This is a genomic window from Maribacter corallii (assembly GCF_047345415.1).
In the GTDB taxonomy this organism is placed as follows: Bacteria; Bacteroidota; Bacteroidia; order Flavobacteriales; family Flavobacteriaceae; genus Maribacter_C.
The window spans coordinates 678602-698450 of sequence record NZ_JBLFEP010000003.1 but is presented as its reverse complement, the minus strand read 5'-3'; the positions used below and the strand labels follow the sequence as shown (position 1 = coordinate 698450).

General features: G+C 40.4%; 16 protein-coding genes. 5 read left to right on the top strand and 11 right to left on the bottom strand.

What is annotated here, in order from left to right; all coding sequences use genetic code 11:
• Positions 1–4 precede the first annotated feature (4 nt).
• From ACKWCA_RS12960 to ACKWCA_RS12940, 5 genes are all read right to left on the bottom strand, one after another.
• Positions 5–856, bottom strand: coding sequence for a DUF4437 domain-containing protein (locus ACKWCA_RS12960; RefSeq protein ID WP_413978630.1), 852 nt, complete (start codon positions 854–856; stop codon positions 5–7).
• A gap of 11 nt (positions 857–867) precedes the next feature.
• Positions 868–1674, bottom strand: coding sequence for an SDR family NAD(P)-dependent oxidoreductase (locus ACKWCA_RS12955; RefSeq protein ID WP_413978629.1), 807 nt, complete (start codon positions 1672–1674; stop codon positions 868–870).
• Positions 1675–1988: 314 nt separating this feature from the next.
• A complete protein-coding gene (locus ACKWCA_RS12950; protein WP_413978628.1) occupies positions 1989–3986 on the bottom strand; it encodes a serine hydrolase in 1998 nt (665 codons plus the stop codon).
• A gap of 56 nt (positions 3987–4042) precedes the next feature.
• Positions 4043–5293: a serine hydrolase domain-containing protein gene (locus tag ACKWCA_RS12945; protein WP_413978627.1), complete on the bottom strand. Its 1251-nt coding sequence runs from the start codon at positions 5291–5293 to the stop codon at positions 4043–4045.
• 26 nt (positions 5294–5319) lie between these two features.
• Positions 5320–6510, bottom strand: a complete 1191-nt coding sequence (locus ACKWCA_RS12940; protein ID WP_413978626.1) for a serine hydrolase domain-containing protein — start codon at positions 6508–6510, stop codon at positions 5320–5322.
• Between the two features lie 215 nt (positions 6511–6725).
• Here ACKWCA_RS12940 and ACKWCA_RS12935 point away from each other — a divergent pair, with 215 nt between their 5' ends.
• Together ACKWCA_RS12935 and ACKWCA_RS12930 are read left to right on the top strand one after the other, a co-directional pair.
• Positions 6726–7730 (top strand): sensor histidine kinase, encoded by a 1005-nt coding sequence (locus tag ACKWCA_RS12935; protein ID WP_413978625.1) that lies wholly within the window; start codon positions 6726–6728, stop codon positions 7728–7730.
• Positions 7727–8416 carry a LytR/AlgR family response regulator transcription factor gene (locus ACKWCA_RS12930; RefSeq protein ID WP_413978624.1) on the top strand — a complete coding sequence of 230 codons (690 nt, stop codon included), beginning with the start codon at positions 7727–7729 and terminating at the stop codon, positions 8414–8416. Before ACKWCA_RS12935 ends, ACKWCA_RS12930 begins: the two co-directional genes overlap by 4 nt.
• Before the next feature lie 285 nt (positions 8417–8701).
• On the opposite strand, the gene ACKWCA_RS12925 is transcribed toward ACKWCA_RS12930, so the two are convergent.
• The 4 genes from ACKWCA_RS12925 to ACKWCA_RS12910 form a co-directional block, all read right to left on the bottom strand.
• Complete coding sequence (locus ACKWCA_RS12925) at positions 8702–9763, bottom strand: alpha/beta fold hydrolase (protein ID WP_413978623.1); 1062 nt, start codon at positions 9761–9763, stop codon at positions 8702–8704.
• Positions 9764–9765: 2 nt separating this feature from the next.
• On the bottom strand, positions 9766–10374 hold the full coding sequence (locus tag ACKWCA_RS12920) for a hypothetical protein (protein WP_413978622.1): 609 nt from the start codon (positions 10372–10374) through the stop codon (positions 9766–9768).
• Positions 10375–10398: 24 nt separating this feature from the next.
• The gene (locus ACKWCA_RS12915) at positions 10399–11328 is read right to left on the bottom strand and encodes a hypothetical protein (protein ID WP_413978621.1); all 930 of its coding nucleotides are present in this window, start codon (positions 11326–11328) and stop codon (positions 10399–10401) included.
• 101 nt (positions 11329–11429) lie between these two features.
• Positions 11430–12524: a helix-turn-helix domain-containing protein gene (locus ACKWCA_RS12910; RefSeq protein ID WP_413978620.1), complete on the bottom strand. Its 1095-nt coding sequence runs from the start codon at positions 12522–12524 to the stop codon at positions 11430–11432.
• 466 nt (positions 12525–12990) lie between these two features.
• Here ACKWCA_RS12910 and ACKWCA_RS12905 point away from each other — a divergent pair, with 466 nt between their 5' ends.
• A complete protein-coding gene (locus tag ACKWCA_RS12905) occupies positions 12991–13596 on the top strand; it encodes a GIN domain-containing protein (RefSeq protein ID WP_413978619.1) in 606 nt (201 codons plus the stop codon).
• A gap of 56 nt (positions 13597–13652) precedes the next feature.
• On the opposite strand, the gene ACKWCA_RS12900 is transcribed toward ACKWCA_RS12905, so the two are convergent.
• On the bottom strand, positions 13653–14981 hold the full coding sequence (locus tag ACKWCA_RS12900) for a hypothetical protein (RefSeq protein ID WP_413978618.1): 1329 nt from the start codon (positions 14979–14981) through the stop codon (positions 13653–13655).
• A gap of 596 nt (positions 14982–15577) precedes the next feature.
• On the opposite strand from ACKWCA_RS12900, the gene ACKWCA_RS12895 reads away from it, so the two are divergent.
• Both ACKWCA_RS12895 and ACKWCA_RS12890 read left to right on the top strand, forming a co-directional pair.
• A complete protein-coding gene (locus tag ACKWCA_RS12895; protein WP_413978617.1) occupies positions 15578–15916 on the top strand; it encodes a PadR family transcriptional regulator in 339 nt (112 codons plus the stop codon).
• On the top strand, positions 15910–18492 hold the full coding sequence (locus ACKWCA_RS12890; RefSeq protein WP_413978616.1) for an ABC transporter permease: 2583 nt from the start codon (positions 15910–15912) through the stop codon (positions 18490–18492). Before ACKWCA_RS12895 ends, ACKWCA_RS12890 begins: the two co-directional genes overlap by 7 nt.
• Before the next feature lie 83 nt (positions 18493–18575).
• Here the strand turns inward: ACKWCA_RS12890 and ACKWCA_RS12885 are convergent, their stop codons facing one another.
• Positions 18576–19706 carry a serine hydrolase domain-containing protein gene (locus ACKWCA_RS12885; protein ID WP_413978615.1) on the bottom strand — a complete coding sequence of 377 codons (1131 nt, stop codon included), beginning with the start codon at positions 19704–19706 and terminating at the stop codon, positions 18576–18578.
• Between the last annotated feature and the right edge of the window lie 143 nt (positions 19707–19849).

Sequence of the window (19849 nt, the reverse complement as noted above, 5' to 3'; positions counted from 1 at the left end):
TTTTTTATTCTGAAACAACCTTATAATCGTTATTTGTTCTGATATACAGAAGGCATTCCCTTTTAGGATCTACAGATAATTGATGCTTCGACTTTCCTTCTGAATAGAAATAACTTCCTGGGTCCAATTCTTTAGCATCTTTACTGTTTGGTTCTTGGTATGCTAGCTTATTTTGAATAACTATGGCATGAAAAATAGAACCAGTACTTGTAATCACCCCTTTGAAGCCTTTTGGCAATTTAATAAGATTGCCTCGTATTCCATTTTTCTCCCAAAGAAAAGTAACTTTTGCATCATTTTTAACATCTTTTGTTTTTTCAATAACCGAAGTTCTATCGGCACCTAGCCAAACTATATTGGACACATCAATGTTTACAGGTCTTTCGCCACTATCGAAAGCTTCCGTTATCGGTTTCACCAAATAAGGTCCGTTATCTATTTCTACATAAGCTATATTTTCAGCTCCTTTTGCAGAGGTGATATGTGGTGCTCCAGCTGGCTGAGTCCAGAAAGACCCGACAGGCATCCACATTTCATCGGCATTAGCGTCATCATTATGAATTTGTCCACTAATAACTAGCGCACGATATGATACGTTATGTATATGTGGTGGTGAAGAAAACCCATCTTTAAATTTTGCAAGAAAACCTGTAGGTACTTTTCCTTTTCGATTTCCCCAAATTGTAGCAGCTTTAGGACTATTATCTCCACGGGCAGGGTTTAAAGGCTCCCAATCAATTTCAGAACTTAAAACCACTTTATTTGTTGCTTGTTCCACTATTCGTGCATCATTATTAGGGGATTTGCATTGGACTAAAGTAACTAGTACCACTATGTACATGATTATTTTCTTCATTGATTTACTAGTCAAATGATTTCTTTCGTTTTTTTAATCAACTTCGAAATTAATCCTTCATCATAAGCATCTGGATGCGCCTTGGCAAAGTCGCCTTTTGGATTGCCTTTATCATTATCAAAATAGGTACCTGTGACACCTTCATATACGTCTGAAACCGCTAGATCATACAAAATATCGGCACCCTTCGATGCTGGCGACCAATGTTGCCCATAGGCTTCATTTGCCATTTTTGTATTTAATAAGGAGCCCGGGTTTACCGCAATCGTACTAATTCTCGGGTTTGCCTTAGCGAAAGCAAAACTCCACATCGTCAATGCTAGTTTACTTTGCGCATAGGCTTCACTAGTATTCGTATGCCCAACCCCAGCGAGCATCTCGTTCGTAACATGCGCTTGTGCCGCCGAACTTAAATTTATAATACGTGGCGCTTGCGATTTTTTTACTATTGGAAGTAAAGCATTGGTTAAAACATAAGGGGCAAAATAATTAACGACTAGTCGAATATCAAAGTCTCCAAATTCGCTAGTTGCTGCAGTTTTAAAAACTCCCGCATTATTAATTAACACATCTATTTGAGAAACCTTTTTTGCTATATTCTTGGTCATTTGTTTCACCTCATCTAGATTAGAAAAATCGGCAACAAACCCATCTATATTTTCATTTCCGGAAACTTTTTTTAGCTCTAAAATTACAGCTTGTACTTTTTCTTTAGTTCTTCCGTGAACATAAATTGCATGTCCATCCTCAGCCAGTTTTATCGCTGTTAATTTTCCAATTCCATCCGTACTTCCTGTTATTAATATGGTTTTACTCATCAATATCCCTTTAATTGCTTTACGAATGTTTATCGTATTTCTTCATTTTAAAGTACAAATATAGGTAGACGACAAGGGCTCTAATGGGTAAAAATCAATGTAGTTTTAGTAAAAAACAAGGATTTGACAATCACATGATTGTTATTAACCTAAGTTGAATATAGTTATAGCTCCCTCATAATTAATGAGGTGTATTTCTATAATTTCATTCCACACGCCTGCCTGCGGGGGTAGTCATTACCTTTCCCTACTCCTGATAGCTTTCCCGGTCCGCTCGCATCACAGCTGTGTAGTGGTCACTTGTTTTACAGGAATTATGATTTTACAAAGGCAGGGATTACGATTTCGGAAATTTGGGTCATGATTTTATCATCTTCCCCATCATGACCTGAAATTACAAGGGTTAAATCGAGGTCCTCTACCACGATGACCCGTTGTCCACCACCTCCCCAAGCAAAGGTTGCGTCATAACTTTTATCACCCACTTGTACTTGGGTTTGATACCAAAAATAACCATACCGATAGTCTTTGGGCATCCAATCTTGAGTAGGTTTTACTATACCGCTGGTGGCTTTGTCAAGATACGCTGCAGAAATAAGCTGCTCGCCATTTAGCTTCCCTCCGTTAAGCACCAAATTGCCTAATTTGAGCATGTCACGCGATAACATACTTACGCGCCACCCCGCTTCCGGTAAACCGCTGGTATGATTTGCCCACGTATAATCTGCAATACCGAGTTTATCCAATAGCTCGGTTTTAATAAAGTCCTCGGCCGTTCCTGGGACAACGGCATCAATAACCGTCATCACCAGCATGGGATTAAAATTCCCGTACAAATAGGTTTGAGACTCCGCGGTTATTGGTTCACTTTGCTCCAAAAGCGTTTGAACCAGCCCTTGGCCTCTTAATCGAGCGGTATCTTTCTCAATTTCTTTCCAACTATCCTCATCTATAGCCAGTCCTCCATGCATGGTCAAAGCCTTGTGAAGTGTGATTTTTTCGGCCCCATCGGTCATTTTTTTAGGATCGACCTCTTTTAGGAAACTGATCAAAGGTTTGTGCAAATCTTCCATGGATAGGTATCCCATTTGAATCGCTCTACCCAGAACCAAACTGGTATAGGCTTTTACGGCTGATGCTTGCCCATGAGGCAAGTTGATACGCCCTTTTTTATAATAGGATTCAAAAACCAATTTGTTTTGGTGTGAAATGAGCAGGGCATCATAGCTTCCATAGGCACCTTCAAAAATCTCTTGGGATACCTTCAGGATAGCCTTTTCGTCATTGTCCTGTACCGCTAGGGTATCTACCGATATTCCATCTTTTCTATCCTCCGGTGTAGTGCTGATATAGGCATTATTCAGATGCGGAATAGACCAAAATGAGACCTCTTTGCCATAGTTCGAAATAGGGGTCATCACGGAAGACAACCAAGTGGTGCTGCTAACTGCGGTCGATGGAAACGCCGTTTGATGACTCCCTTCGATTACTTTTTTTGTTACGGACAAACCGTCATCTCTTCGATCATTCAATAATTTAACAAAGGCTTCGATCGGTTCAACCACCCTTTCTTCGTCTTCTAAGGAGCCATACGCAATGAAAACATTGGCCTTCAGGCTCGAATCTCCATTTGACGCATCGAAAGGTCCAATTTTCGAATGAAGCTCAGCTAAATTCTCCATTTCACCTCGAACGGTGGGACTACCCATAATATAATTGTTAAAGGTATCCGGTTGCGCCAGTAGTATATAGGCACCAAATTCGCCACTCAACGAGTATCCAAAATACGTGCGACTGTTCGGGTCGGTACGATAGGTCGCATCCACATAGGTTAGGACATCCTTACGAATGAAATCCAGATGTTCTCTAGCTTGCCCAAATTGATACTTTGTTTGAATTTCCGGATTGCTGTGTTTGCTTATCGAGTAATCACGAAACCGACTCGCATGCGGTCCTACTTCTTTTTTTAGGTCGTCACTTATATCCAATTGCCAAGAAATTCCAACAAGGATAACCTCTTCAAGGAGGTACTCCTGGCGTGCGGATAGCATTTCACGATGCCACGTAGCATCGGTATAATAAAGGACCGGATACGTTTTGTTTTGGTTCTCCACATAGTCTTCAGGCAGCTCAATATACAATTCATAGTTTCTTTCGGTCTTCGAATCTTTAATGGGGACGACACGAATTTGCGGTGATTCCAAGGAGGATCCTTCCCTATTCGATGTCAATTCCGTTGTCCTATTTTCCTGCGCGAAAGCGATGGTTGTCAACATGGTGAAAGACAGTACTACTAGTTTAATTACGTTCATTTTTTCTTTTTGAATTGGTGATAAAAAGTGTATATGATTATTCTTTAGGTTCTAGGTCATTGTGATTCCAAATCAAACAGCCCGGATTTGGAAAGCTGTCGCGCTATGACATTCAGTTGATTGCTTTCACGATCTATATTGGACGTTCCGAAATAGGCGATAACCAAATCTTTGGAAGGAGCGATATAAAGGCCTTGCCCCCCATGTGCCCCTTTATAAAAGTCGCCATCTTCAAAGACCGCACCCCATTGATAACTGAGGTATACGGATTCTCCTGTATGCCGTGACTTGGTTTCGAGCTTTTTGTTGACGTCCCTAATTTTAACCAAATGGGCATCGGAAATCATCGGATTGGCGCTCTTTCGGCCACTAGGTGTAAATGCCAGCCCAAATCGGGCAAGGTCCCGCAACGTTGTTGACATGCCATCGAGATAGGCGAGCGATGTTCCATTGGTATTTTGCCCAATGAGGGCACTGTATTCGGCCCCTATCCTACTCCATATTTCCTGTTCCACAAAATCGCTGAAGGTAAGTCCACTAATTTTTTCGACAAGGAGGGTCAATAACATCGCATCCGCATTCGAAAACTGGTACTCCGTACCTGAAGGCTTGACAGCTTTCGCCGTAGCGAGGTCTTGAAGTGGGTCAAAACTTGCCTCATAGGTCTCCAAGGGCACACGGTCTATTCCTGAGCTCATGGAAAGAATATCGATGATGGGTACCCCTTCCCAACCTGACCCGGTAAGAGTATCAAAATAATAATCAATGGGTTTACTCGTATCGATTAAACCGCGATCCTCTAAAATAGCGACAGCGGTACTCACAAAAACTTGGGTGATTAAAAAATTAACATGTAGATCGGTCGGGAACATTCTGGGATAGCCTTCAAAGACAATTTTGCCTTGGTGAATGATAATCAATCCATTGACCTCTACTTGTTGTACATAGTCGTTTAAGGAGAGTCCGCCCCCTTTTTTAAGATCGGTCGACGTGATATAGTTTTTCACATCGTCCCTGGGATGTTCTTCAAGAATTCTTGTTGTGTCCGCCCTGCGTATACGGGCGTGTTTCTGAATTTGCGAGAAGTTGAGATAAAAATACCGTTCCAAATCGCCATATTCCGTCCAGTTGCCTCCTTCATAAATGCGTTGATGGAATCCGTAAATTTCCTCTTTGGTAAACCCGGTATAGTTATATGTTTCATATTTTGGACCTGAAGCACTTTCGGAATAAGTGTCCTTTTTTAGTTCATTTTTACAGGCAAGAAAAAGAAATAGGGCCAGGAGAGCCGTGATACTGTTTTTCATAGTTTGAATTTTCATAATGACTGCTATTACTTTATAAAAGCAGGTAGGACTCTTGTCGCTGTCACCGCTACTGAGTTCTCAACGGGACGATGTGTGGTGGTCACAACAACCAGGTCAAGCGCTTCGATGACATAAATATTTTGTCCGCTACCACCACGAGCGGATTTACTGAGGTAGGTTTTATCTCCAACGGAAAAATCGGCCTGCCACCAGAAATAACCATAAGCCGTGCCCGATACTCCCTTGGTGGTGTCGTCATATTCTTCACTTTGATCAACAATTTTACTAGTAGCTTTGGCTAAAAAGGCAGCAGACACTAGTTGCTCGCCATTCCATTTGCCTTTATTGATGGCCAAAGTCCCCCACTTGATCATATCGCGTGATGTCATGCTCGTGGTGCTTCCAGACCTAGGCAGGCCATTACTATCAGTTTCCCAGGCATAATTCGTTATGCCCAGTTTATCGAGAAGTTCATTTTTTATAAAGTCTTTCGCCGACCCCGGAACTACAGCTTCTATGACTTGCATAACCAACCTTGGGTCGTCTTTGTATGCAAAAACCTGAGATGCTTCGGTAATAGGCGTGGAATGCTCAAAAAAGGTCTGCACTTGTCCCTGACCATTTAGCTGATTTGGATTTTTCTCGAATTCCTCCCGCTGCTCGGTACTGATGTCGATACCTGAACGCATCGTTAGTGCCTTGTGTAGTGTGATTTTCTCTACACCTGCTACAAATTTTGTAGGGTCAAGATCTTTGAGAAAGTTCACCAGGGGCTTGTCTAAATCGGCCATGGTCAGATAACCCATCTGGATAGCGCGACCGAGCGCCAAGCTGGTATAGGATTTAGTGGCTGATGCCTGGGCATGGGGTAGATTTATGCGGCCCCGCTTATAGTAAGATTCAAAGATTAGCTTGCCTTTGTGCGCAATAAGAAAGCTGTCGAAATTACCATATTTGTTACCGGCTATCTCCTGGGCAAGCGTAAGAATCAAGGATTTATCGCCACCATCGACACCCAATTCGCCCACGGGGATACCATCTTTTCTATCGGCAGGTGCTGGGTCGATAATGGCTTCTCTAAGATATGGAATATCCCTAAATGAGCGTGTGGTTTCGGCGGCCGTAGCCTCCGGTGCAGAACCGTCACTCTGTTGAGCCGAGCAACTGTAGGTTATTATGAGAAGTGTTATAAGCAGCAATCCGGCCGTGTTTTTCATCGTTTTTTTCAAATTTTTGATACCCCCCTATGAATTAAAGGTTGCATGAAATTACTGAATGATTCATGTGCACTAGTTTAAACAGGATAAGTACCGGAATTAAATGACAAAACCATTTCGTCATTGATATACCCCTTTTGTAAGAAATCAAGACGATTTATAGTTAGGGATCGTATCTTTAGTAGCTAGTACATCATCTTATGTTTAAAAAGTCATTGAAAAATACCATCCTCATAAATGTAGGCGCCTTTTTATTGGTAGCTATGCTTGAGATTTTGGGTAGTTGGTTATTCAAGGACAATTACGATAACGACTATACTTTTATTCTATGGCAACTGGGGTATGCGGTAGCGATTATGGGGGTTATTTGGGTGAATCATTTTATTTTGATCCCCTTTTTTTATGATAGAAAAAGATATGAGGTATATGGGGTGCTGCTAATTGGAATTGTCTTTTTAAGCTCTTATTTAAAGGGGTATAATAGTATCACCGGGAGCTGGGTAGGTGTCTATAAAATGTTTTTCTTTTTAATTTATACGACTGGAACCGGTATGGCCGCCTTTTTTTTAAGAAGAAATTTAATCATCCAAAGGGAAAATGCCGAGAAAGAAAAATTACAAAGGGAGATAGAACTTACCTATTTAAAAGAACAGGTGAATCCTCATTTTTTGTTTAATTCGTTGAACAGTATTTATTCCCTTTCAAGGCAGCAATCGCCGGAAACCCCAGATCTTGTCATGCAGCTCTCTGAACTACTGCGTTATCAGTTAGAGAGTTCCAAGAAAAATACAGTGCTATTAAAAGAAGAGCTTGAGTTTATAGAGAATTATTTGTTACTTGAAGAAAAAAGATTGAGTGCCCGTTGTACGATTGAATTCTTAATTAAAGGTGATTTGTTGCAGCTAAGAATTGCTCCTATGTTGCTCATCCCTTTTGTCGAAAATGCAGTGAAGCATGGCGCTCGAAGCACCAATGAGCAGAGTAATATCGATATTACCGCCTCCTTGAAAAATGCGACGCTTCAATTTCTAATACACAATTCGAAACCTTCAGGCAGCTTAGCCTCAGAACGAAAAGGATTGGGGCTTGCCAATGTCAAGAGGCGCTTAAACCTATTATATCCTGATTCCCACCGATTGGAAATCAAGGAAACGGAAACCGCATATGACGTCAACTTATCCATTGATTTAAACGCGACAACAGTAAAAAAGAAGGAATGATTAAAGTTGGGATCGTAGATGATGAAATACTAGGGCGCAAGGTGCTAGAAGACTATTGTTCTAAAATCAACAACTTAGACATCGTACTGAGCACAGGAAATCCTCTTGAATTCATCAATTTCACGCAGCAAAATGATGTGGACCTTATCTTTCTGGATATCGAAATGCCCGAACTTAATGGCATGGAAATTTTGCGTTCCATGATAAAGCCACCCAAAGTAATCTTGACCACGGCCTATTCTGAGTATGCTTTGGAAAGCTATGATTATGGTGTTGTAGATTATTTATTGAAGCCTATTAAAATCGAACGTTTTCTAAAGGCTATTCATAAAGTTTCGGCGTCAAATATCATGGAGGTCAAAAAGGGAGCTGAACATGAAGCGCTACAAATAAAGCATGACGGCATGCCGGTGAATATCCCTTTTCGATCCATTCGGTACATTCAAAGTTTTGGTAATTATTTGAAGATCTTTACCGATTCAAGAATGTACCTGATCCCTGAAACGCTTATTAATATCACTACCCTACTGCCAAAACAATTTCAACGCACGCATAAATCCTATATCTCCAATTTGGATTGTGTTACCAAAGCCACCCGAACACATTTACTTATTGAAGATAAAAAGGTACCTGTGAGTGCCATGTATAAGATTGCTGTTTTTGAAAAATTGGAAGCTTTAAAATAGTCATACGAATTCCAGACCATTTCACATACCTACCTGTTAAAGGCAGGCTTTACAAGCCCAACTAGTGTCGGGTGGCATACGTGTTTATCATTAGTTGTACATTGTTTTTAGGCGAGTTGCAGTGGTCGCAATAAAAGTGGAGCGACCACTATGACCACGCGCCAACCCTCACAAAAAACAAGGATTCTCAACCTTTCTTTCCAGGCCTAACCAAAGCTCAAGTTGCACCTGTTTGAGGGTCTATAAGAAGGTTAAACCTCATAGAACGCTTCCTTTTAGGACTGTTTAAAAATCGCATACCCTACTGGTATTGATAAATTCAATGACCTTCTCTGCAAAAAGATCGGGCTCTGTATACATAGGACTGTGGGCCGATTTCTCAAAAATGAAGATTTCTTTATCGCAAGCACCTAGGTTATCAAAAGCTTCTTGGGCATATAGTGTAGGAACAACAACGTCATACGCTCCCCATAGTACTATGGATGGTATTCTAATTTCAGCTAATCTATCGGTATAGGAAATGTTTTCGTTGAGCCCTTTTTCATCCAATATCCGCCCTATTTTATTGGTGTTCCAGGTCACTATTGATGCGTTTTCGGATGGCGTATCATTGCCAAAATCAGCTTTAGGCTCGTTCACCACCTTGTCTGCAGCAAGTATTTTTGCAACTCCATTTGCAGTTCCATTCAGGGTATAGTAATTCTCTAAACTATATGGACCTGTGTTTTGTACTAAGTCAAGTACCCCCTGCCAATAGTCAACGCTATTCCCTAAGGCAATTTGTTCGTGAGCCATCTTCGGGAGCACTACTTTGTAGGTGTCATAGAGTCCTTTTGGATCATGCGAACCGTCAACATTGATCCATCCGGCGAAGACGGACTGGTTTTTAAGTAGGGTTGCGGGTCCTAACGCGCCTCCCCAACTATGTCCCATTAAAAATAGTTTGGCGTCGTCACCGTATTTGGTTTTTATCACTTGTGCTAGTGCCAATACATCTTCTGCCATGATATCAATACTTACATCTTTTTCAGCGTAATTTCCTTGTGAGCTCCCAGAACCCCTTTGGTCAAAATACACCACAGCATTATTTTTTTCAATTTCAGTACGAATGGCGTTTACTCTATATTGCAATCCACTTCCGCCAGGTCCACCGTGCAGTATGATCAAGAATACTTTTTCAGAGCCATTGCCATAGATACGGGCCGGCATATCGGCATTCTTATGCCTTACGAAAATGGTTTCATTAAGGGCATTTAGGTGTACTTCCTCTTTAGAACAGGCGGAGATGCCTAGCCATATGAATGTGATAGTTGCTATCTTCAATTTATGGTTGATTGTTTTTTTCATGATTACTTCTTTTTAAAATTAAAACGATGACCATATTGTACGGAGAAGGTATCTAGTGTACCGGCGTTGTAGGGTGTTCGCAAGACGTAATTGAGGTTGAGATACCAACCTGAACGCCTTTTCTCCTTTCGCATCCTTCCTATGCCAAAACCAATTGACGGAGCATAGTAGTTTCTTCCTGGAAAGCGAACTTTAGAAACGTTTTCTCCTCTTACCTCAAAGGTTTCGGGTAGAAAAGAACGATAATACCCCAATGGATTCAGTGCTACATGTACTTGCCATCTTTTTGGACTTGTTCTTCGCCAAATAAGTCCGGCATAGGTATACAATCCATTGTCCGTTTTGTTCCAGAAATTGGTCGAGTACCCGATACTACTATGGAGTAAGAATTGATGGGTAATCGTTTTTTGACCTTTCTTTTTTTCTTTGCTATTTTTCTTTTCCTTAAAGGCGTATTCAGCACCCAATTGCAGTCCATTATCAGAAAATAAATTTCCATAATATCCTACTTTAAATTCGGTCTTATTCAAAAAGGGAGAACGATCGGTCTGGCCTTGGGCTTGAAGGTTTAATGCATAAATCAGTAGGAAAACAATACTATAGCCTTTCATGTTTTTGAATTGTAGCATTCGTATTTAGGGAAGTAATTCTATTCCAAAAGCATCTTTAAGCCCCTGTTCAAAAAAACCGACAAAAGGCTCATCGTGGCCCCCATTTCCCGTAAGGATGTTCGCATTTTTAGACTTCAAAAACTGAACTTCATAGGCGGTAAGACTACCAACAGCATTATCTGTGGCTCCATAAATGTAGGTGAGGTTCGATAAGTCTTCAATAGTATTCAAAAGCTGTGTATATCTATTCCTTGCGAATCCCGCGGATATTCTAAGAAGATTTCTCTCTTTTATAACGGGGAGTGGATCTGGAAATAGTATGGGAGTAACACCGTTTTCAAATTCCGCTTCCTTTCCCTCGGAAGCTGCTTGCCATATGGCATCGTTCATATCTAACCTGCCTAACATCATCAGATATTTATCGGCAGTGTCCACTCCTTTTTTAGCAATAAGATCCTGTACTATAAAAGAACCAAATGAAAGTCCAAAAACATATACTGTTCTGTCCTGCTCTTTGAAATACGAAATCACTTTATCAAGCATTTCGATACTTTCTGAATTAAGACCAACTGCTTGCTCTAAAGTGAGATCATTTCCTTTTACCCTTGTAGAATCCAAGGTTTGTGCTTGGTGCACATTTATAGTTAAGAGATCTGTTGTAGTAAAGTTTTCGAAAATTAAGTTTACCAGAGACGTATCGAATTCCGTACTAGGGCCTCCTGGTATGCTGATGAGGACCGAAGAAGCATTTTCATTTCCTTTGAAAAATATCAACTCTTTAATTTCTTGCGATATTTCTTTTGTAGTCACTGGATGTTCTTCCTTCTGAATAGGGACATGGTTGTCATCATTGGAACAGGAACAGGCAAGGATGGAGAAAACTGTAATTACTACTACAGACTTAACGAAACGAAATGGATTAGAATCTGTCATTTTTAAGGATACTTTTTTCATTGATATATTTTTTAATTTATCGATGTAAAAGTATTCCCGTCAAAAAAAACAAGTGGTGTTTTTGGTGCTGAAGAAGTACTGAAACGGTGGGATTATACGAATCAGGACGTTCTAGGAAGTTTTCTATAGGCGCCCGGTGACATTGCTAAGCTGGACTTAAAAACAGTATAGAAAGCACTCTTGGATTTAAAGCCGGCTTCCAAACCAATAGCTTCTACGGCATATTTATCAAAGGCCGGCGTATGCAATAGTTTTTTGGCAGCTTCAATTCGGTAGTCATTCACAAATTGAATGACACTTTTGTTGATTTCCTGATTTATGATTTGGGATAAATAACTTTCACTGGTTCCCAATCGTGTTGCAAGATCCAATCTGCTTAAAAGAGGGTCTTTGTATAATTCCTCTTCTTCCATTACCCTGTATAATCGTGTGATCATTTCGGAAACAGCCGCGCCCTTTCGATGTGTTATATGATTCTTTGTCCGAGGAACAGCACTTTTTGAAACTAAATAGGCATGTAATTCCTTTTTTTGTACGATGGCTTGTAGTCGAAATATGCCATGGTACAACACCCACCACAAGAATAGAGAGAGTAGTATCCATAGCGTATAATAGGTATATAGTGAATCAAATAGGTAAAACTCTATCCGCGATAAGATCCAGAAGACGATAATACCAGTAATGAAAAGATTTAATCGCAGCAACCAACTTCTTTTGTCTTCAGAAATAGCCTTTGATTTTCTTATGAACCGTCTTCCCCAAAAAATTAAACATACATTGAAGACCATGGACGCAAAATCTTTAGCATACCAGACCAGAATATCAAAATAGGAACCATAAAGGTTGAAGAAATACATGGAAATTTCAATAAGAACAGAACCAAGGAAAGGCAGGTAAATCCATTTGTATTGACGACTTTTTGGAAGGGGATGTTTAATTTGGAATAGAAAATAGGTAAATAGCGTAGCGGCAATTAAAAAATCCAACTTGAAACTGTCTAAAATTTGAATGGCGATATGAGTTGTGCGAAGACCGTACCATTCTAAATAGGTCAGACAAGCGATAAGGAATAGTGATAAAGCGAGATAGTTGTTGGCACGACTCTTATAAAAGGAAGTGGTCAGGAGTGCGATGCTCAAAAAAAAGCCGATGAGCACACTTGCAATCATTGCAAAGTCTAGTATTTTTTCATCCATTTTTGGGGGATTAATGAAACCCAATGAGTATCCCTTACTATAGTGCTGGGGCTTTTTTGTACGTAGTGAATCGATCTTGATTTTTGAAAAACAAATTAGCTGTAGCTGTCCAAACCTTACTACTACAATCAAAAGACAAGTCGAATATTAAATAGTTGCAAGAAGAGAAGGAAAAAGCAAGAGGACAACGCATATATCTTGATGTGCAAGAATGCTCCAGGTGGATTAACTTCCAGAACTATCTTGTCAAACCTGTACTAGTATTGGACATAGCGTGTACAATTCTTTTACAGTAGAAAGGAATCTTGTTTTATGCAGATTATATAACTCACTGGTTAGCAGTCACTTGTATGTTTGGTATGGTCTTTATGGTATACTATTCAAGAAATGAACGTCAACGTATCGATAACTAGAAGCGTACGAAACACTTTGAAAACCCATTCATACATTCAAAAATGAACTTATCATGAAAAAAACAAGTGTACTCTTGGTAGCATTGCTATTACTGGTCTGCCATGTCAACGGGCAATATACCGAAACCCTAAACATCGAAGAAACCTTTGATCAGGTACAATTAGACGGAAACGTACGTCTGTATTTAAAAGAAGGTACTGAGACCAAGGTCAGTCTTGAAACAAGAAATGAGCAAAAAATGAAGGATTATAAGATCGCCATTCAAAACAATACTCTGTCTATAGGACTTCGTAAAAAGGAACGCAATGGCGGTACGAGAAAACGTCATTCTTCTCCTAAAATCACGGTATACTTAACGCATCCGGGACTAGAAGGGATTCATATGGATGGTTTGATTCATGTCTATTCGATTGATCCAGTTTCGAACGCTAGTCTTAGTATCACAGGCGATGGGCTTATCAGAGGGGAAATTGAAGTGGATGTTCAAAGACTGGCGGTCGATTTAGATGGGTTATGTTCCATGAAATTTTCGGGCAAAGCGAACGATGCCACGCTACGTTTGGATGGAATGGGGAAAATCAATGCTCGGGATTTAGAAACCTCTCAAGTATACAAATCCGCAGACGGACTTACGAGTATTAGCGTTGCCAAATTATAGTCATAGCGTTTTTGAAATGAACTTTTTTGGTGAGTTCCAATACGAAAGTTTCCGAATCAAAAGGGCAACAACTGCGGCCCCACGGATGATTTGAAAACACGCTCTCTTTTAGGAGCACTTAGATAGTAGGGCTTATCGAACAACAAGGTGTTGGAAATATAATCTGCATACGTTTCATAGCCCGCATAGTTTTCTGCCGCGCCCTGTTGTATTGAAAGAAGTGACACCTTTAGGCCTTCCATGACCAGTGGGTCGAATAAGTCCTCGGGTACTTCAGGAATTATGATTTCGGTGCGATTTCCATCCGCAACAATAACGGTTGTCACATGAATCGCACCACTACTGCGCAGTAAGAATCGTGAAGACTCATAATCGGGAATTCCTCTGAATGAAATAAGGCCCTCATTATATTCGTAGTCTACATCGAGCTCAGGAACTTCTAAGTCTTCCGGTGGAAGGCCTACTTGCTGTACTTCATAATTATCCAATTGAACGCTTGAAAGATATGCATGGAAAAAGTCGGCATAACTATATCGGGCACCTCCATAATCACTTAAGTAATTACTCGCGTGCACGGTATGACCGACATTTGCATTGAATCGGGGTTCGTCCTCAAAACCAATGATTCTAATGAGCGTCCTACTAAATGGCTTGTAAAAGTTTACATAGCGATACCTTGTCGCGTCATCTTCGAAGATAGAGGCGTCTAAACCATCCATTTCATTTAAGGTCTGCAAAGGAATGAATAGGTATTTATAGTCCGATATTCCGTCCTCTGCGAAATACTGAATGAAAATCTGCTCGGTTCCTAGACTATTTGCATAATCCGATGAAAAATGGCCGCTAAAATTCCCAGAATACCCATTCAAGGAATATCCTGTACCTTGCGCCCAGAAGCTATGTCCTTCTTCTATGGAAGTAATCGGTATAGCAAGGAGGTTGGTACGCCTATCCGTGGCATTATCCTGAAATTCGATTCCATTTTTAAGCTGTTCGCCCGTCAAATCCATATAAAGGCGAATATTGAAAACAGATTCTTGAAAATTGTTGATGTGCGATAGACTATATTTAGTATCATCCTGAAGTTCAAATTCCCCATAAAACCCAAGGCTTTCGGCTTGGCCGCTCGAATGTGTCCGATGTGCCAATACTTCATTGTTGGCATCATATAATACAAAATGTAGTTTGTCAATATCTTTTCGTATTGAATTGGCCGGTATCTTAATAGTGAAAAGTAGAGTGCCCGTTGGGGTTGGGGTTTCATCATCATTAGTGTCTTCCTTTTTGTTTTCCTCCGATATGGGTATCGGCAGTGCTCCTGGATTCTCGGATTTACTACATGAAGTTAGAATAAGGAATACTAGTAAGAACGGAATTTGCTTCATGGTAATTTTTTTGGCTACAGTACTACAAAGTTGGGGTATTATTTTCCAAAAGGCTTGTTATTGCTCTTTATTTCGTTCAAACGAAAAGAATTTCCCACAAGTTTCACTGCTGATCTTGGCCAGCACCATGACATTAGGTTTTAGAAATTCGGATTTGTTGTATTTCCCAATGATTGGTGTCCAAAGCTTTGGTAAGCCAATTCAATGGATTAATCAAACTTGTTCAGACCTTGAGGAAGGCTTGTTCGAATAGTGGCATGCCTTCGGTAAGTTGTATTATTTTCCTGAGCTACAGATTGTGGACTTGAATGGGTTTATTCTGTACAACCCAGCCAATCAATGACCGCACGACCTATGACATAGACCAGCGGTAAAAAAAAGGACGCAAGCTATTGCTACCAACCATTTTTACAGTTTGCTTTGTGGGGCATAGGGTTCGTTGTAGTTGGCCGTCTCTTTTTTTGACTCTATCACCTCGTTCTTCTCCCCTTTCATTTCTAAACTAGTTCAATAACCAAGTATTAAAACTACATTTAGGAAAAATAACTTGGCTACCTTTATAATAAAAACTACTTTTAGGAAATAAATAATTCAAAATGAAGAAATATCAGCTTGGAGAGTTTGAGGAAATTGTGCTTCTAACGGTTGGCGTACTCCACGGGGAGGCCTATGGGGTAGCCATTAAAGCGGAAATTGAAAAACAGTTACAGCGTAAAGCTTCTGTAGGTGCGCTTCAGTCTGCACTCAGGCGTATGGAGGGCAAAGGCTTTCTTATTTCCGAGCTTGGGGAAGCAACCAAGGTCAGAGGTGGTAAGCGAAAACGCTATTTTAAGATCACGGCATTAGGCAAGGAAGCCTTACAATTTACGATGCAAACCCGGTTAGACTTGTGGGGGCAAATTCCTGATATGGACTTTCAATTTAAGCCATGCTAAAAAAACTAGCCATACGACTATTGAAGCTCTATTGTCATACCGATTTTCAAGAGGATATTCTGGGTGACTTAGACGAATACTATCAAAATAATCTGAAAACGAAAGGGAGATCTTATGCCAATGCTACCTTTTTAATAGATGTGCTATTGCTGTTTCGACTCTCGCTCTTGCGTCGTAAATGGCTTGATCTCAACCTAATAAACGGAGCCATGTTTAAAACAATAGTTACAACAAGCTTTCGCGTGTTTTGGAAAGAACGCGGCTATGCCCTACTCAACGTATTAGGTCTTACAATCGGCCTGACGGCAAGTATTTTACTATTTCTCTATGTTCAATCGGAGCAATCCGTAAATGGGTTTCATACCAATATAGACCAACTATATCAGGTTATGGAAAATAGAACCTATTCAGGCGTAATCAGTACAAGTGACCAGACGCCCGGACCACTCAACACCACATTTAAGCTGGACTTCCCAGAGGTTGAAGCTATAGCTGCCTATACCTGGGTATATGAGCCCTACTTTATAAAAAAAGATCACCGACAACGGGAAAGTGGCATATGGGCCAGTCAAGACTTCTTTCAAATTTTTGATGTAGATTTTATTGAGGGGAATGCGCGGAATGCCCTCACTTCACCTTCACAAATCTATTTTTCAAGAAGTGCCAAAGAACGTTTGTTCGGCAAGGAACCAGCCCTAGCGCAAACTATTGAGATAGATGGTTGGGGCACCTTTGAGGTGGCCGGTGTTTTTGAGGATATACCTACTGAAAGTACGATCGATTTTGAGTTTGTTGCCCCTTTTCTGCGCTGGAAACAGACAAATAACTGGGTAGATGAATGGAGCAACAGTGGAATCAAGGGTATAGCCAAGCTGAAACCCTATACCGATATTAATGAATTTAATGCCAAGATTGAAGATTACGTACGACATAAAATAGGTCAAAAAGAGCCTGCCGGAACCATATTTCTACAACCATTTAAAGACCGCTACTTATTCTCGAACTATGAAAATGGCGAATTGAAGGGAGGACGAATTATCTATGTTCGCCTGTTTACAATGGTAGCCTTTTTTATTCTACTCATTGCGGCTATTAATTTTATTAACCTGGTAACAGCCCGTTCCACGAGAAGAGCAAAAGAAGTGGGTGTTAAAAAAGTAATAGGTTCTACCCGTGGGCATTTACTGTTGCAATTCATGACAGAGTCAGTGTTGCTGGCCATTTTCGCCACGCTGCTGGCCGGACTCCTGGTCATGTTGACTATAGATTACCTTAACGTCTTAGTCGGTAAGAACTTGGTCTTTTCCTTAATTAGCTTCAATCAATTTTTTGGGCTATTGGCCATAGGATTCGTAGTTGGCTTGGTCTCGGGCATCTATCCTTCTGTAGTGCTTTCAAATTTTAATGCGGTTCGCGTTTTGAAAGGTAGTTTAAAAGCTCCCAATGGGTCGAATAGCTTCAGAAAAGGTCTGGTTATTTTCCAATTCATGATTTCCACTACGCTGATCATAGCTACTTTGGTGGTTCAAAAACAGCTGGATTTTATGGAAAATAAGGAGTTGGGATTCTCGAAAGAAAATGTGGTAATGGTTCCATTAGAAGGCAAATTATTAGATCAAAATGTTCAAAATCAGCTGAAATCCAGGTTATCGGCTAACCCAAACTTCACCCATATGGCCTTTTCAGGAAGTTCAGCGCTTACCTATGGTACATCAACAGACAGCGGTTTTACTTGGCCGGGTAGGGCTAGTGAACTCAGAGCAAGTTTTCAAATTATTCAAACGGGCCATGATTTCCTGGAAACGTATCAAATGGAACTGGTGGACGGAAGATTTTTTGATCCTTCTTTGGCTACGGATTCGCTTCATGTGATTATCAATGAACAAGCCGCTAACCTTATGAACGTGGAGAAGCTTTTGAACCATCCCGTATCCTTTTGGGGCAGAACGGGTCGTATTATTGGTGTTGTCAAAGATTTTCACTTCCGTTCGTTACACTCCCCTATTGAGCCATTGATTATCAGTTTAAGACCGGAAAATAGTGTGATACTTAACCTTAGAATGAATGATCATGATATGCAAGCAAGCCTAGCTTTTCTAGAAAAAACACTGAAAGAAATAAACCCTGATTACCCATTTGAGTATACTTTTCTGAATGATAGTTACAAAGCACAATACCAAAGTGAGATGGTAGTAGGAACGTTAGGGAATTACTTTTCCGGGATTGCCATTTTTATCGCATTACTAGGATTATTTGGTTTGGCAAGTTTTGCTGCCGAACAGCGAATAAAGGAGATTGGGATCAGAAAGGTCTTAGGTGCCGGCGTTTTAAACATTATACTACAAATGTCCAAAGGTTTTCTCGTATTGGTGAGTGTTGGTTTTTTGGTTGCCGTACCGATCAGTTACTTTTTTATGACGGGCTGGTTAGAAGCTTTTACCTATCGTACTGAATTAGGTGTTTCGACCTTCCTTAGCACTGGTGCTGCTTCCCTCCTTATTACGCTGGTAACTATTAGTTATCATGCATTAAGGGCTGCCAATTCAAATCCGTTAAAGAGCTTGAGGTATGAGTAGTAAGGCAGGCGCGCGCTACATCCAGCTCACAAAATAAAATCCTCCACCGTAAAACTCCATTTGAGGCCTATTCTGCTTAAATCTCATAGGGCTTCCCAAATTCGGATGACTTGCTTCAATAGGTCATCCGAAGCATACGAACTGATATTTGTTAAGAGTATCTTACCAATTCCCGTTTCTTTATCAAAACCCATCAAACAGATTACGCCATAATTACCCCCATTATGTCCAACTTTAGTCCCTTTTAATTCCCAAAAAACGCCATTTCCTTCCGATAAATTCATCATTTTTTGAAATGATTCGGGTTGAAGAATATCACTATCCCCTTGAAAACCTTTAATCATATGGGATAAATACTCCGATAATTCCTGACATGAAAGCATCATACCGCCTGCTGGATACAAAATGGGGCGATAGGGCGGTATTTCTATTTTATTCTGAAAATAGCTTGTAGGAAGCTGTTCTGACGTATGTTTCCAAACCCCAACTGGAAAACCGAATTGGTTTGTGATCAATTCTTCGATGTATCGATCATATGAGATACCGGTCTTCACTTCTATGATATAAGCCGCTAAGGCTGCCCCGATATTACTATATACGTAGGTGTCCCCAGGTACCGTCTTGGCGAACCTTTTTTTTGTGTAATGGACTCCGTCCTTGCTTAAGGCTGCTTTTAAAAAATCCCTAAGGCTTGTTTTCGTATTATCTGCCCAACTGCTGAACGTTTTGAAACTATCCTTGCCCATTTCCTTTTTTGAAAGTGTTAAGGGGCCATCCAAATACCATGATTTTTTTTCGATATCCTCATCTAAAATAGCAGATGTATGGGTTGCCAAGTGCCTGATGGTAATTTCGGAGTCGTGGTATGGATGAACTACTTTGAATGGCAGCACCTCATTAACGGGAGTATCTAAAGTCAATTTTCCCTCTTCTATGAGTGTCATGATACCAAGACCGATAAATGTCTTTGATACAGAGGCAATATTAAATCGTTGCTTGCTTGAAAATTTTAAGTGTCGATCCAAATTTTCATAGCCATAACTTTTTAGAAATACTATGGAATCCGAAGTCACCTTAGCTACTGAAAAACCTGGGATTTCAGAGGATTCATATAGGTTTTCGATCTTGGAATCAAGCGTTTTATTTAGGTCTTGGCCAATGGAAATGGTTGCTCCAAATACAATTAAAAATAATGTGGTTATACGTGTATGCATAGATTTTGTCCGTATTCATTAAACAATTCGATCGTTGTTATCGGAATTCAATTGAAAATGAGATTCCTAAACAAGCTTTATAATATCTCCCGAAGGTTCTAGTCCCCAATGCGTGTGTCTTTCATCGCAAGTTCTAGGACGAG

Bases quoted from the DNA above. Each gene is read 5' to 3' on its own strand.
- ACKWCA_RS12910 (WP_413978620.1), bottom strand. From the start codon at position 12,524: ATGGATGAAAAAATACTAGACTTTGCAATGATTGCAAGTGTGCTCATC.
- ACKWCA_RS12890 (WP_413978616.1), top strand. From the start codon at position 15,910: ATGCTAAAAAAACTAGCCATACGACTATTGAAGCTCTATTGTCATACC.
- ACKWCA_RS12885 (WP_413978615.1), bottom strand. From the start codon at position 19,706: ATGCATACACGTATAACCACATTATTTTTAATTGTATTTGGAGCAACC.
- ACKWCA_RS12905 (WP_413978619.1), top strand. From the start codon at position 12,991: ATGAAAAAAACAAGTGTACTCTTGGTAGCATTGCTATTACTGGTCTGC.
- ACKWCA_RS12960 (WP_413978630.1), bottom strand. From the start codon at position 856: ATGAAGAAAATAATCATGTACATAGTGGTACTAGTTACTTTAGTCCAA.
- ACKWCA_RS12945 (WP_413978627.1), bottom strand. From the start codon at position 5,293: ATGAAAAACAGTATCACGGCTCTCCTGGCCCTATTTCTTTTTCTTGCC.
- ACKWCA_RS12925 (WP_413978623.1), bottom strand. From the start codon at position 9,763: ATGAAAAAAACAATCAACCATAAATTGAAGATAGCAACTATCACATTC.
- ACKWCA_RS12915 (WP_413978621.1), bottom strand. From the start codon at position 11,328: ATGAAAAAAGTATCCTTAAAAATGACAGATTCTAATCCATTTCGTTTC.
- ACKWCA_RS12930 (WP_413978624.1), top strand. From the start codon at position 7,727: ATGATTAAAGTTGGGATCGTAGATGATGAAATACTAGGGCGCAAGGTG.
- ACKWCA_RS12895 (WP_413978617.1), top strand. From the start codon at position 15,578: ATGAAGAAATATCAGCTTGGAGAGTTTGAGGAAATTGTGCTTCTAACG.
- ACKWCA_RS12955 (WP_413978629.1), bottom strand. From the start codon at position 1,674: ATGAGTAAAACCATATTAATAACAGGAAGTACGGATGGAATTGGAAAA.
- ACKWCA_RS12920 (WP_413978622.1), bottom strand. From the start codon at position 10,374: ATGAAAGGCTATAGTATTGTTTTCCTACTGATTTATGCATTAAACCTT.
- ACKWCA_RS12950 (WP_413978628.1), bottom strand. From the start codon at position 3,986: ATGAACGTAATTAAACTAGTAGTACTGTCTTTCACCATGTTGACAACC.
- ACKWCA_RS12900 (WP_413978618.1), bottom strand. From the start codon at position 14,981: ATGAAGCAAATTCCGTTCTTACTAGTATTCCTTATTCTAACTTCATGT.
- ACKWCA_RS12940 (WP_413978626.1), bottom strand. From the start codon at position 6,510: ATGAAAAACACGGCCGGATTGCTGCTTATAACACTTCTCATAATAACC.